General features: G+C 59.4%; 10 protein-coding genes. All 10 read left to right on the top strand.

Features of this window, described 5'->3' with window-relative positions; genetic code table 11:
- Positions 1–38 precede the first annotated feature (38 nt).
- A complete protein-coding gene (locus QFX16_RS15515; RefSeq protein ID WP_283180368.1) occupies positions 39–1442 on the top strand; it encodes an NAD(P)/FAD-dependent oxidoreductase in 1404 nt (467 codons plus the stop codon).
- Between the two features lie 43 nt (positions 1443–1485).
- Entirely contained in the window at positions 1486–1827 is a 342-nt protein-coding gene (locus QFX16_RS15510; protein ID WP_283180367.1) for a cupin domain-containing protein, read from the top strand.
- A 60-nt stretch (positions 1828–1887) separates the two neighbouring features.
- Positions 1888–2973 carry a polyamine ABC transporter substrate-binding protein gene (locus tag QFX16_RS15505; RefSeq protein WP_283180366.1) on the top strand — a complete coding sequence of 362 codons (1086 nt, stop codon included), beginning with the start codon at positions 1888–1890 and terminating at the stop codon, positions 2971–2973.
- A 196-nt stretch (positions 2974–3169) separates the two neighbouring features.
- Positions 3170–3631 (top strand): hypothetical protein, encoded by a 462-nt coding sequence (locus tag QFX16_RS15500; RefSeq protein ID WP_283180365.1) that lies wholly within the window; start codon positions 3170–3172, stop codon positions 3629–3631.
- Positions 3632–4047: 416 nt separating this feature from the next.
- A complete protein-coding gene (locus tag QFX16_RS15495) occupies positions 4048–5505 on the top strand; it encodes a serralysin family metalloprotease (protein WP_283180364.1) in 1458 nt (485 codons plus the stop codon).
- Between the two features lie 67 nt (positions 5506–5572).
- Positions 5573–5998, top strand: coding sequence for an AprI/Inh family metalloprotease inhibitor (locus QFX16_RS15490; protein WP_283180363.1), 426 nt, complete (start codon positions 5573–5575; stop codon positions 5996–5998).
- 187 nt (positions 5999–6185) lie between these two features.
- A complete protein-coding gene (locus tag QFX16_RS15485) occupies positions 6186–7961 on the top strand; it encodes a type I secretion system permease/ATPase (protein WP_283180362.1) in 1776 nt (591 codons plus the stop codon).
- Complete coding sequence (locus QFX16_RS15480; protein ID WP_283180361.1) at positions 7958–9292, top strand: HlyD family type I secretion periplasmic adaptor subunit; 1335 nt, start codon at positions 7958–7960, stop codon at positions 9290–9292. The genes QFX16_RS15485 and QFX16_RS15480 overlap by 4 nt, the downstream gene beginning before the upstream one ends.
- 2 nt (positions 9293–9294) lie before the next feature.
- A complete protein-coding gene (locus QFX16_RS15475; RefSeq protein ID WP_283180360.1) occupies positions 9295–10656 on the top strand; it encodes a TolC family outer membrane protein in 1362 nt (453 codons plus the stop codon).
- Positions 10657–10861: 205 nt separating this feature from the next.
- Positions 10862–13819, top strand: coding sequence for an autotransporter serine peptidase EprS (gene eprS, locus QFX16_RS15470; RefSeq protein WP_283184576.1), 2958 nt, complete (start codon positions 10862–10864; stop codon positions 13817–13819).
- Positions 13820–14006: the final 187 nt, after the last annotated feature.

The raw sequence follows: 14006 nt of genomic DNA, 5'->3' as shown, positions 1-14006 counted from the left end.
GGATCGACGCCATCGAAGTTTGAGTGGCGGAGTCTTGCATGTCGGCGTGGCGCACAATCAGTTTGTGGATGGATCAACTCGACGAGCCATTATTGGCGCGTCCGGCGCTGGAACAGGATCTGGACGTCGACGTCGCCATCATTGGCGCGGGGTACACCGGGCTCTGGACCGCGTACTACCTCAAGCGCCTGGCGCCTGACCTGAATATTGCCATTGTTGAAGCGCAAACCGCCGGTTTTGGCGCCTCGGGGCGTAACGGCGGTTGGCTGATGGGCAATGTGTTGGGCGAAGACCGCTTGCTCGCCGACTTGCCGCTCGAACAGCGCCGGGCTTCTTTCGATTTGCTGCACGGCATTCCGGATGAAGTCGGTAGGGTCCTCGAGCGTGAAGACATCGACTGCGATTACCGCAAAGGTGGGGCACTGTATTGCGCTGCCCGCTATCCGGAACAGGAAGCCAGCCTTCGGCACTATCTCGACACGCTCTATAGCCAGGGATTGACCGAAAGCGATTACCGCTGGCTTAGCCCCGAGCAGTTGGCGCAACAGATCAGAGTCGCCAAACCTTATGGCGGTATCTATGCACCGCACGTCGCGACCATTCACCCGGCAAAGTTGGTACGAGGTCTGGCTCGGACGGTGGAGAAAATGGGCGTCAGGATCTACGAGAACAGCCCGGTCACCCAATGGCAATCGGGTGGCCTGCGTACGGCGAAAGCCTCGGTTCGCAGCCGTTGGATCGTGCCGGCGGTCGAAGGTTACTCGGTCACTTTGCCCCCGTTGGGGCGCTATCAGCTGCCGGTGCAAAGCTTGATAGTGGCCACCGAGCCGCTATCCGCTGCCACGTGGGATGAAATCGGCCTGAGTCGCGGCCAGGCCTTCAGCGAAAACAGTCGCCAGGTCACTTACGGCCAGCGCACGGCTGACAACCGGTTGGTGTTCGGCGCGCGGGGCGGTTATCAGTTCGCTGCCAAGTTGCGCCATGACTTCGACTTGACCACCAGCGAAGTGGAGCTGCGGCGTTATCTGTTTGGCGAACTCTTCCCGCAGCTCAAGAACTCGCGGATTACCCATGCCTGGGGCGGCAATCTGGGAATGTCCCGGCGTTTCAAACCGCACATGCTGTGCGATCAGGCCAGCGGCATCGCCTTGTCGGGTGGCTATGGCGGGGAGGGCGTCGGTGCCAGCAACCTGGGCGGCCGGACCCTGGCCGACCTGATTCTGCAGCGCGACACCGAGCTGGTCCGCCAGCCGTGGGTCATCCAGGGAGGGCTCGACACGCTCCGGGCCTGGGAACCGGAGCCCTGCCGCTGGCTTGGTTACAACGCGATCATCCGCAGCTTCGCCCACGAAGACCAGACCCTGGCCAACCCGGCCACCGCACCCTGGCGTCGCAAACTGGCCACCGGTATTGCCGGCTTTATGGAAGGCTTCATGCAGTAAACGGCACGCTCTTCATCCATAGGCTCAATCGACAGGTACTCCCATGAGCATCACGCAATTCAAGAACACCGCAACCCTGGAGCTGGAAGAGTCGAATCCGGTCGCCGTCCCACTGGGCATGCCTGTGGCGGTGGCCTCGACCACCAGCGTTGAACGCGACGATGGCGTCGAAACCGGCGTCTGGGAATGCACGCCCGGCCGCTGGCGGCGGCAGATCGTCGCCCAGGAGTTCTGTCACTTCATCCAGGGGCGCTGCACGTTTACCCCGGATGACGGTGAAACCCTGCACATAGAAGCCGGCGATGCACTGATGTTGCCAGCCAACAGCCTCGGCATCTGGGATATCCAGGAAACCGTGCGCAAGACCTACGTTTTGATTTTTTGATCCTCTGATTGCCTGCCAGCCCTCCAATAAAAAGAAGACAAACCAAACAGGAATCGACTCATGATCCGAAAGACACTGACTCTGGCTCCACTTGCGCTCTTCGCGACCCTCGGCCACGCAGCCGAGACCGTCAAGATCTACAACTGGTCGGAATACATCGCCCCGGACACGACCAAAAACTTCCAGAAAGAAACCGGCATCGCGTTCAGTTACGACGTCTTCGACAGCAATGAAACCCTCGACGGCAAATTGATGACCGGCAAATCCGGCTACGATGTGGTCTTCCCGTCCAACCACTTCATGGCGCGGCAGATTCAAGGTGTGGCGCTGAAGAAGCTCGACAAGAGCCAACTGCCGAACTGGAAAAACCTTAACCCGGTGTTGCTCAAGGCCTTGCAAACCAACGATCCGGGCAACGAACACGGCTTCCCGTACCTCTGGGGCAGCACCGGCATCGGTTACAACATCGCCAAGGTCAAGGCCGTGTTGGGTGATGACGCGCCAGTGGACTCCTGGGACCTGATTTTCAAGCCCGAGAACATGCAAAAGCTGCAGAAGTGCGGCGTGGCCATCCTCGACAACGGCCCCGAACTGTTGCCGGCGGCACTGAACTACCTGGGCCTGCCGCATCACAGCAAGATCCCGGAAGACTACAAGAAGGCTGAAGCGCTGCTGATGAAAGTCCGCCCGTATATCAGCTATTTCCACTCGTCCAAGTACACCAGCGATCTGGCCAATGGCGACATCTGCGTGGCCGTCGGCTTCTCCGGTGACATTCTGCAAGCCGAAAACCGCGCGAAAGAAGCCAAGAACGGCGTCGACATTGGCTATTCGATTCCCAAGGAAGGCGCCGCGATCTGGTTCGACATGGTCGCCATGCCGGTAGACGCCCCGGACGAAAAGGCCGGCTACGCCTTCATGAACTACCTGCTGCGCCCGGACGTCATGGCCAGCATCAGCAACTACGTGCACTACGCCAACGGTAACGAGCAGGCCGACAGCCTGATCGACCCGGCGATCAAGAATGACACCAAGGTCTACCCGAGCACGGACATGATGGGGAAATTGTTTGCGCTGGAGGCGATGCCGCTGAACATCGACCGAGTGCGCACGCGGGTCTGGAACAAGATTCGTACCGGGAGTTGAGGGACGTCAGTATCGGGTAGACGCCATCCGGATTGATGGCGTCTGGTTTTTTGTGCCCGCGAACTAAGTATTCGGAATAAAAATTCGATTCTTATACCTGTCATTTATGACAGGTTACAGCCATATAGTTTTCTTGCTAAATAGCTGGGCAAACGCAGGCGAATAATCGCCCGTGCTGAAGCCAGGGAGATTCACCATGTCCAGCAAACCATTGAGCCCATCCGAAACCTCGGAAACCGCAAAGGGCGAGGCCAAAGGCACCATCAAGGGAAACATCACTAATCTGTACACTGAAAAAAAATACCCTTTTAACGCCACGTGGATCTGGCGGGACGAACAGCAAGGGACGCTACGCTTTCATGGCACGATGCAGGACCCCGAAAGAGAAGGCAGGACAGTGGTGGTAGGGGTACGACTCAGTCAGAAAGACGCGAGTGGTAATTATGAGACGGGGGATGAGCGGATACTTTACCTGAGCTATTCATCACGCAATTTGTCGGACGGCGGGACGATCGAATTCGACGCGACGACAGGCACGGTCGGCATCCAGAACAGCTATCCCCAGCAGCCTGTCAACGGCAAGCTGGATTTTCAAACGTCTAAGGTGGGAAGGGATCACTACCACGTAGAGGTCGTCTTTGAGATTTCGCAATTTTAAACGCGTCCGTCCGCCAGGGATTTCCGGTGGACGGTATTTTACTGGCCGTATGTGAGTCGGTATGCACCAAACATTTAATTTAGTTGATGGCACTGCGCTGGCACTCATCTCAATAACTCACTAAAAGTGAGATCCCATCGACAAAAAGCAACTTACCTCTATTTAATAATTAAATAACCAATCGTCAGACAATTTGCGCAAATCGCCATCTAACAAACAATATTTCGACAGCGCAGCCATTGTTTCCGGGTACTTGCAGGAACAACTCAATTTGACGTCAAAAAAAATGTAGACGGTTGATTTCAAATTGTGTCAGTTTTCTTTCGCCTTCATTGGGCGAGTGATAGGACGATCTCGCCAGAGATTGTCGCTGTCTGACAAAAAACTGTTCCATAGCTAAACAAGGAAGTGTGTTTATGTCGAAAGTAAAAGACAACGCTATTGATACCGCCGAACAGGCGTTCCAGCCACTGCAAGCATTGGCTGCATCCAGTTCTGCGTTCAACCAGATCAATAGCTTCAGCCATCAGTATGATCGGGGCGGTAACCTCATGGTCAATGGCAAACCCTCCTTCTCCGTCGACCAGGCAGCGACCCAATTGCTGCGCGATGGCGCTGCCTACCAGGACAAGGACGGCAGCGGCAAAATCGAACTCACCTACACGTTCCTGACCTCGGCGTCGTCGAGCACCATGAACAAACACGGGATCACCGGGTTCAGCCAGTTCAGCGCTCAGCAGAAAGCCCAGGCCGTGCTGGCCATGCAATCCTGGGCTGATGTGGCCAAAATCACGTTCACCGACAAGGCCACGGGCGGCGACGCTCACATGACCTTCGGCAACTACAGCGGTGGCCAGGATGGCGCAGCGGCATTCGCTTATCTGCCGGGCACCGGCGCGGGTTATGACGGTACTTCGTGGTATCTGACGGGCAGTGGCTATAACGTAAACAAGACACCGGACCTGAACAACTACGGCCGTCAGACCCTGACCCACGAAATCGGTCACTCCCTGGGCCTTGCCCATCCTGGCGACTACAACGCCGGCGAGGGCGCGCCGACCTACAACGACGCGTCCTACGGGCAAGACACCCGCGGTTACAGCGTCATGAGCTACTGGAGTGAAAGCAATACCAGCCAGGACTTCAGCAAGGGCGGCGTCGAAGCCTATTCGTCCGGTCCGCTGATGGACGATATCGCGGCCATCCAAAAGCTCTACGGCGCCAACACCACCACCCGTACCGGTGACACCACTTATGGTTTCAACTCCAACGCCGGGCGCGACTTCCTGAGCGCGACTTCGTCGTCGGACAAGGTTGTATTTTCGGTTTGGGATGCGGGCGGCAAGGACACCCTGGACTTCTCCGGTTTCACCCAAAACCAGAAGATCAACCTCAATGAGGCCTCGTTCTCCGACGTTGGCGGCCTGGTGGGTAACGTGTCCATCGCCAAGGGCGTCACCGTCGAGAACGCTATCGGCGGTTCGGGTAGCGACCTGCTGATCGGCAACAGCGTGTCCAACGAACTGAAGGGCGGTGCCGGCAACGACATCCTCTTCGGCGCGGGCGGTGCGGACAAATTGTGGGGCGGTTCAGGTTCGGACACTTTCGTGTTCGCCGCCAGCAGCGACTCCAAACCCGGTGCTATAGACCAGATCCTCGATTTTGTCAGCGGCCTGGACAAGATCGACCTGACCGGCATCACCAAGGGCGCGGGCCTGCATTTCGTGAACTCGTTCACCGGTGCGGCAGGCGATGCGGTGTTGACCTCTTCGGGCGGCAACAGCCTGTTGTCGGTGGACTTCTCCGGGCATGGCGTGGCTGATTTCCTGGTCAGCACCGTGGGCCAGGCGGCTTACTCCGACATCGCTGCGTGATGTGAGGTGAAAAGGAGGGCGGCGCAGACGCGCTGCTCTCTGCCCCTTGAAATGAGTAAAGCGCCTTATGATCCATAACGGCTTCACCTACAGAACAACCGCGTGGCTATTGGCGACGTTCATGATGTTTTTTGGAGATTTAGCCATGGCGAGCAGCCTGAAATTAGCAGACCCCTCGGAACTGGCAGGCAAATGGCAGGCGACCCTGATCGCCAAAGATGACTCGCCAGAGTCCCAGGCGTTGCAGGACAAACCGTCCAACGTCTGCGTCATCGACTTTCAACCGAAACAGACGCTGGGTGAGGGCGCCGATTGTCTCAGCGCCTGGCTGGACGGCGAATCTGCGATTGGCTGGTTCCCGGAGCCGGATGGCCTGGCGATCACCGGCAAAGAAGGTTCGAAGATTCTATTTCTCAGCCGCCAACGCGATGGTTCGTATAAAGCCACATTGAAATCCGATCTGGTCATAACACTTGTGCGCCAGGTGCAATAACACGATTCGACTATAGCGTTCGTCATTGCCGACATAAGCACAACACAACTAATCGAAGCGCCCTGTCGCCCACGAAAAGTTGTTATTAGTTTGTAAACGTTCCCGCAAAGCCTATATCCGCCCCTGCGCGGACAGTTAATGGAAACTTCGCCAGCTAGGGCGAGGAATAACACCTCAGGAATAACCCATGAAGATGGTAAAGAGCCCGGCCACCGCACCCTTGTTCAAAGCGCTGGGCGACTACAAGAGCATCCTGATCAGCGTCGGTTGTTTTACCGCGTTAATTAACGTGCTGATGCTGGTCCCGTCGATTTACATGCTCCAGGTCTACGACCGCGTGCTGTCTTCGCAAAATGAAACCACCCTAGCGATGCTGTCGTTGATGGTGGTCGGGTTCTTTGCCTTCATCGGTTTGCTTGAGATCGTGCGTAGCTTCATCGTTATCCGCATCGGCAGCCAACTGGAGCGCCGCTTTAACCTGCGGGTTTATCAGGCCGCATTCGAGCGCAACCTGTTTCGGGGCGAGGGCAACGCCGGGCAAGCCTTGGGGGACCTGACGCAAATTCGCCAATTCGTCACCGGTCCTGCGCTGTTTGCCTTCTTCGATGCGCCGTGGTTTCCGGTCTATCTGTTCGTGATCTACCTGTTCAATGTCTGGCTCGGCGTGTTTGCGACGGCGGGCACGGTGCTGTTGATCGGCCTTGCTTGCCTCAACGAGACAATGACCAAAAAGCCCTTGGGCGAAGCCGCAGGGTTTTCCCAGAAATCCAGCCAACTGGCCACCAGTCACCTGCACAACGCCGAAACCATTCAGGCCATGGGCATGCTCGGGGCGTTGCGTAAACGCTGGTTCCAGGTGCACTCGCGTTTTCTCGGCTTGCAGAACCAGGCCAGCGACACCGGTGCCGTCATCAGCTCTCTGAGCAAAGCCCTGCGCCTGTGCCTGCAATCGTTGGTGCTGGGTCTGGGTGCATTGCTGGTGATCAAGGGTGATATGACGGCCGGCATGATGATCGCCGGTTCCATTCTGATGGGGCGGGTCCTGAGCCCCATCGATCAGTTGATCGCTGTGTGGAAGCAGTGGAGCGGCGCCAAGCTCGCTTACCGTCGTCTTGATTCGTTGCTGCAAGCCTTTCCACCGAGTGAAGAGGCCATGGCGCTGCCGTCGCCGAAGGGTCAGATCACGTTCGAGCAGGTCAGCGCCGCGCCGCCGGGGCAACTGGCCGCCACGCTGCATCTGGTCAATTTCAGCCTCGGCGCAGGGGAAGTGCTGGGCGTGCTCGGCGCCTCCGGTTCTGGCAAATCGACGTTGGCCCGGGTGCTCGTTGGCGTCTGGCCGACGCTGGGCGGTACGGTGCGGCTCGACGGCGCGGACATTCATCGCTGGAACCGCGACGATCTCGGTCCCTACATCGGTTACCTGCCTCAGGACATCGAATTGTTCAGCGGCAGCATCGCCGAAAACATCGCCCGGTTCAGCGAGGCGGACCCGCAAAAAGTCGTTGAAGCCGCGCAGCAGGCCGGTGTTCACGAACTGATTCTGCGCATGCCGCAAGGCTACGACACCGTGCTCGGCGAGGACGGTAGCGGCTTATCCGGGGGCCAGAAGCAGCGCGTGGCCCTGGCGCGCGCGTTGTACGGCAACCCGCGCCTGGTGGTGCTGGATGAACCCAATTCCAACCTCGATACCGTGGGCGAAGCAGCATTGGCCAGCGCCATTGCGCAAATGAAAGCCCAAGGCACCAGCGTGATTCTGGTGACCCATCGCTCCTCGGCACTGGCCCAGGCCGACAAGCTACTGGTGCTCAACGAAGGACGCCTGCAAGCATTCGGTGCAAGCCAGGACGTGCTTAAGGCACTCGCAGCCAATCAGGAGCAGCCGCGGGAGAAAACCGCGCAAGCACCGGGCGGGCTCAGCATGAGCCGGCAGTATCAGCCCTCGACAAGGAATTCGGGCGTATGAGCAACATCAGCGAAGCCACCATGGAACACGACTACATCGCAGAACGCCCTGAGCGCGACGCACGTTTCTTCGTCCGCATGGGCTGGATTCTGGCGATCGTCGGCGCCGGCAGTTTCTTCACCTGGGCCAGTCTCGCGCCGCTTGACCAAGGCATTCCCGTGCAAGGCACGGTCGTGGTGTCGGGCAAACGCAAAGCCGTGCAATCGATGAGCAGTGGCGTGGTCAGCCAGATTTTGGTGCGCGAGGGCCAAGTGGTGAAGCAGGGCCAGCCATTGTTCCAACTCGACCAGACGCAAGTCGCCGCTGACGTGCAATCGCTGCAAGCGCAATACCGCATGGCCTGGGCCAGTCTGGCGCGGTGGCAGAGTGAACGGGACAACCTCAAACAGGTGAGTTTCCCCGCTGAACTGAGCAACAATCCTGACCCGCGTCTGGCCTTGGTGCTGGAAGGTCAACGGCAGTTGTTCAGCAGCCGCCGTGAAGCGTTTTCCCGCGAGCAGGCTGCCTTGCGCGCCAGCATCGAAGGCGCCAGCGCGCAACTGGCCGGCATGCGCCGCGCCCGCACCGACTTGACTGCCCAGGCCAGCTCTCTGCAACAACAGCTGAGCAACCTTCAGCCCCTGGCGGATAACGGCTACATCCCGCGCAATCGGTTAATGGAGTACCAGCGTCAGCTGTCGCAGGTTCAGCAACAATTGGCAGAAAACACCGGAGACAGCGGTCGTGTGGAGCAGGGCATCCTCGAATCGCGGCTGAAACTGCAACAGCACATCGAGGAATATCAGAAAGAGGTCCGCACCCAACTGGCCGATGCGCAATTGAAAAGCGTGACGCTGGAAGAGCAGCTGACTTCCGCCGGGTTCGATCTGCAACACAGCGAGATCATCGCCACGGCCAATGGCATTGCAGTCAACCTCGGGGTTCACACCGTGGGCGCGGTGGTGCGTCAGGGCGAAACCCTGCTGGAGATCGTGCCTCAGGGGACGAGTCTGGAGGTGGAAGGGCACCTGCCTGTCAACCTGGTCGACAAGGTCGGCACGCACTTGCCGGTGGACATTCTGTTCACGGCGTTCAACCAGAGCCGCACGCCCCGCGTGCCCGGCGAAGTCAGCCTGATCTCTGCCGACCAGATGATCGACGAGAAAACCGGTGCGCCCTATTACGTACTGCGCAGCAGCGTCAGCGATCAGGCCATGGAAAAACTCAACGGTCTGGTGATCAAGCCTGGCATGCCGGCGGAAATGTTCGTGCGCACGGGTGAACGTTCACTCCTCAACTATTTGTTCAAACCGCTGCTCGACCGGGCAGGTTCCGCGTTGACTGAGGAATAAGGATGTTCCGCTGTATGAATAAGCTTTCCATGCTCGCAGCGACCCTGGCGTTGCTGACCTGCAACAGTGTGCTGGCGATGGGGCCGTTCGACATCTACGAACAAGCATTGCGCAATGATCCGGTGTTTCTCGGCGCCATCAAGGAACGCGATGCCGGCCTTGAAAACCGCGTCATTGGCCGCGCCGGGCTGTTGCCCAGGATCGGTTACAACTACAACAAGGGGCGCAACTCCTCCAAGGCCACCGCCCTCAATGAGCGCGGGCAGAACCGGACTGATGACCGCAACTACAGCAGTTACGGCTCGACCCTGACCCTGCAACAACCGCTGCTCGACTACGAGGCTTACGCGTCGTACCGCAAAGGCGTGGCGCAATCGCTGTTTGCCGACGAAGCCTTTCGCGGCAAGAGCCAGGAATTACTGGTTCGGGTGCTGGAGAGTTACACCCAGGCGCTGTTCGCTCAGGATCAGATCGACATCGCGCAAGCCAAGAAAAAGGCTTTCGAGCAACAGTTCCAGCAGAACGAACACATGTTCCGACAGGGCGAGGGCACGCGCACCGACATCCTTGAGGCCGAGTCCCGCTATGAACTGGCCACGGCCGAGGAAATCGAAGCCCGTGATGAGCAGGACGCGTCGTTACGAGAGCTGGGCGCGCTGGTTGGCGTGCCGGCGATCGACATCGGGGATTTGGCGCCGCTGGATCAGAGTTTCCAGACGTTCACCCTGCAGCCGGCCAATTACGATACCTGGCACGAGATGGCCGTGGCCAACAACCCGAATCTGGCTTCGCAGCGCCATGCCGTGGAAGTCGCGCGTTATGAAGTCGAACGCAACCGCGCCGGACACCTGCCCAAAGTCAGTGCCTACGCCTCGGTGCGCCAGAACGAGTCGGAAAGCGGCAACACCTACAACCAGCGTTACGACACCAACACCATCGGCATCGAAGTCAGCGTGCCGCTGTACGCCGGCGGCGGGGTTTCGGCCTCGACGCGTCAGGCCAGCCGCACCATGGAGCAGGCCGAGTACGAACTGGACGGCAAGACCCGGGAAACGTTGATTGAACTGCGTCGCCAGTTCAGCGCCTGCCTGTCCGGTGTGAACAAGCTGCGGGCTTATCAGAAAGCCCTGAAGTCTGCCGAAGCGCTGGTGGTCTCGACCAAGCAAAGCATTTTGGGCGGTGAGCGCGTCAACCTCGATGCGCTGAACGCCGAACAACAACTATTTACCACCCGCCGCGATCTGGCACAGGCACGCTACGACTACTTGATGGCCTGGACCAAGTTGCATTACTACGCCGGGACGTTGAATGAGCAGGATTTGGCCAGGGTTGACGAGGCGTTCGGCCAAGGCCCGAGGAGTTAATGAGTTAAAACTGTAGCAGCTGGCGAAGCCTGCGTTCGGCTGCGAAGCAGTCGTAAAACCTGACAATACGGTTTGTCAGATAGACCGGATGGCGACTGCTACGCAGCCGAACGCAGGCTGCGCCAGCTGCTGCAGGGAGATGCGTTGCTGCCCGTTTTGGGCAACCAGAATTCTAAAAACGCCAAAAAAGCGAGTAGTCATGAACATGGACGTACAGATCAAGCCGATGTCGGTCGGCACGCTATTACTCCTGGTGTCAGCAATGCCCGTCTCGGTGCAAGCCGCTTACCTGGAAACCGGCGTGCCTGGAGATGCCGCCAGTTGGCGCTCGGCGGAGTTCCAGCGCGACTGGGGACTCGCCCGCATGCAAGCCGATCAAGCCTACGCCGCCGGCATCACTGGCAAAGGCGTGAAAATCGGCGAGCTCGATTCAGGCTTCGATGCTGCCCATCCCGAATTCGCCACCGACCGTTACCACGCGGTGACCGCCAGCGGCCGTTACGTTGACGGCTCCCAGTTCAATGTCGATGGCACACTCAACGTCAACAACGACTCCCATGGCACGCACGTCGCCGGCACCATCGGCGCTTCCCGCGATGGCTCGGGCATGCACGGCGTGGCCTACAACGCGCAGGTCTACGTTGGCAACACCAACAAGAACGACAGCTTCCTGTTCGGCCCCAACCCTGATCCACGCTACTTCAAAGCGGTCTATAACGCGTTGGCGGATGCCGGTGTGCGAGCGATCAACAACAGCTGGGGCAGCCAACCACCGGGTGTCAGCTATCGGACCCTCGACGATCTGCATGCGGCCTACGCCCAGCACTGGAACAAAGGCACCTGGCTCGATGAGGCTGCAGACGTTTCCCGACGCGGCGTGATCAACGTGTTCAGCGCCGGTAACAGCGGTTACCCCAACGCCAGCGTGCGTTCTGCCTTGCCGTATTTTGAGCCGGACCTGGAAGGCCACTGGCTGGCGGTGTCGGGGCTGGATCAAGGCAACCAGCAGAAATACAACCAGTGCGGGATCGCCAAGTATTGGTGCATCACCACGCCCGGCGCGAAGATCGACAGCACCATTCCCGGCGCTGGCTATGCGATCAAGTCCGGCACCTCCATGTCCGCGCCGCATGCCACCGGTGCCTTGGCGCTGGTGATGGAACGCTATCCGTACATGAACAACCAGCAGGCGCTGGAAACCCTGCTGACCACTGCCACCCAACTCGACGGTTCGATCACCGAGGCGCCGAATACCCGTGATGGCTGGGGCGTCGCCAACCTAGAACGGGCGATGCACGGGCCGGGGCAATTACTCGGACGTTTCGACGCAAACCTGGGGGCAGGGCAGAGCGATGTCTGGAGCAACAACATCACCGACAAGGCGCTGATTCAGCGTCAGAGCGAAGACGCGGCGGAACACAGTGCCTGGCAACAGACACTGAAGAGCAAAGGTTGGGAGAACGGTGTACCGGTTGGTGCCAGTCAGCAGGATCAGACCGACTATGCGATCGGCACGGCCCGCGATCTCGCAGCCTCCAGTCGGGTCTACGAAGGCAACCTGATCAAGTCCGGTGTCGGACGCCTGATGCTGACCGGCAACAGCACTTATCGCGGGCCGACCACGGTGAATGGCGGTCTGTTGTCGGTCAACGGTTCGCTGGCATCAAATGTGACCGTCAATGACAGCGGCACGCTGGGTGGGTCGGGACGCGTCGGTGCACTGACCGCCAACCGCGGCGCTACGGTGGCACCCGGCAATTCCATTGGCACCTTGCAGGTCAGCGGCGACGTCACGTTTGCGCCGGGTTCGACCTACGAGGTGGAGCTGTCGCCGACCGAGAGTGACCGGATCGTCGCGGGCGGCACGGCCACGGTCAGCGGCGCGACCGTCAGCCTGTCACTGGAAAACAGCCCGACCTTGCTCAGCACTCAACAAGTGCAAAGCCTGCTCGGTCATCAGTACAACATCCTGCAAGCGGCCGGCGGTATTCAAGGTCAGTTCGGCGCGGTGCTGCCCAACTATCTGTTCATTGGTGGCAGCCTCGATTACGCCGCCACCGGCATTCAATTGAGTATCGAGCGCAACGACACGACCTTCGCCAGCCTCGGCCAAACGCCGAACCAGCGCGCCGTAGCCTCCGCCGTTGAAGGGCTTGGGGCGGGCAATCCGGTTTACGAAAGCCTGCTGCTGTCGCCCACCGCGACGTCCGCCCAACAGGCGTTTCAGCAGTTGTCGGGGGAAATCTATCCGGCGCTGGGTTCGGTACTGATCAACGACAGCCGCTACCTGCGTGATGCTGTCGGCGAGCGACTGGTTGACGCCCAAGGCACTCAAAGCAATGGCTGGATCAAGGCGCTGGGCGCCTGGGGCAAGACCGATGAGCGCCATGACACCGCCGGTTACACCACCTCGATTGGCGGCTTGCTCGCCGGTGTCGACGGGGCGCTCGATGAGCAAACCCGGATCGGCCTGGTCACCGGCTATAGCGACAGCTCGGTGAGCATGGGCTCGGGCACTCACTCATCGGCCAAGGTCGACAGCTATCACCTGGGTGCTTATGCCGGCCGCGAGTCAGGTGCCTGGCGTCTGAGTGCCGGCGGTGCCTACAGCTGGCATCGGGCCGACGTCAAACGTGACCTGCAATACGGCGACGTCAGCGCCAAACAGAAAGCCAAGGTCGATGCCGGGACCACCCAAGTGTTCGGTGAAGCGGCGTATCGCCTGAACCTGCAACCTCTGGCGCTCGAACCCTTCGCGAATCTGGCTTACGTGCACCTCGACACCGAAGGTTTCACCGAGAAAGGTGACGCCGCCGCACTGAAAAGCAGTGGCGACACGCGTGACGCGGTGCTCAGCACGTTGGGCGTGCGCGCATTGAAAACCGTGAACCTGTCCGGCCAGCAGAAACTGGACCTGAGCGGCAGCCTCGGCTGGCAGCACAACCTGAGCCATACCGATTCTGAAGGGCACCTGGCGTTCGCCAGCGGCAGCACGCCGTTCTCGGTGGAAAGTTCGCCAATGGTGCGCGATGCAGCACTGGTGGGCGCCCATGCCAGCCTGGCCCTGAGCCGGGACATCCGCTTGAACCTCGATTACACCGGCCAACTGGCCAGTCGCGAGAAAAGCCATGGCGTAGGGCTCAGCCTCAACTGGCAGTTTTAACGCAGAACCCTTGTAGCAGTTGGCGAAGCCTGCGTTCGGCTGCGAAGCAGTCGCAAAATCAGACGCTGCGGTCCATCAGTTACACCGTGCATTCAGGGTTTACGACTGCTTCGCAGCCGGACGCAGGCTTCGCCAGCTACAGGGGGGCGTGTTTCACAAATAAAAATGGGTGCTTTCTAGGCACAGG

It is taken from the genome of Pseudomonas svalbardensis (genome assembly GCF_030053115.1).
Taxonomy (GTDB): Bacteria; Pseudomonadota; Gammaproteobacteria; order Pseudomonadales; family Pseudomonadaceae; genus Aquipseudomonas; species Aquipseudomonas svalbardensis.
The sequence above is the reverse complement of the archived record's forward strand: the minus strand, read 5'-3'. Positions and strand labels throughout refer to the sequence as shown.

Bases quoted from the DNA above. Each gene is read 5' to 3' on its own strand.
- QFX16_RS15510 (WP_283180367.1), top strand. From the start codon at position 1,486: ATGAGCATCACGCAATTCAAGAACACCGCAACCCTGGAGCTGGAAGAG.
- QFX16_RS15505 (WP_283180366.1), top strand. From the start codon at position 1,888: ATGATCCGAAAGACACTGACTCTGGCTCCACTTGCGCTCTTCGCGACC.
- QFX16_RS15515 (WP_283180368.1), top strand. From the start codon at position 39: ATGTCGGCGTGGCGCACAATCAGTTTGTGGATGGATCAACTCGACGAG.
- QFX16_RS15500 (WP_283180365.1), top strand. From the start codon at position 3,170: ATGTCCAGCAAACCATTGAGCCCATCCGAAACCTCGGAAACCGCAAAG.
- QFX16_RS15475 (WP_283180360.1), top strand. From the start codon at position 9,295: ATGTTCCGCTGTATGAATAAGCTTTCCATGCTCGCAGCGACCCTGGCG.
- QFX16_RS15480 (WP_283180361.1), top strand. From the start codon at position 7,958: ATGAGCAACATCAGCGAAGCCACCATGGAACACGACTACATCGCAGAA.
- QFX16_RS15485 (WP_283180362.1), top strand. From the start codon at position 6,186: ATGAAGATGGTAAAGAGCCCGGCCACCGCACCCTTGTTCAAAGCGCTG.
- QFX16_RS15490 (WP_283180363.1), top strand. From the start codon at position 5,573: ATGATCCATAACGGCTTCACCTACAGAACAACCGCGTGGCTATTGGCG.
- QFX16_RS15495 (WP_283180364.1), top strand. From the start codon at position 4,048: ATGTCGAAAGTAAAAGACAACGCTATTGATACCGCCGAACAGGCGTTC.
- eprS (WP_283184576.1), top strand. From the start codon at position 10,862: ATGGACGTACAGATCAAGCCGATGTCGGTCGGCACGCTATTACTCCTG.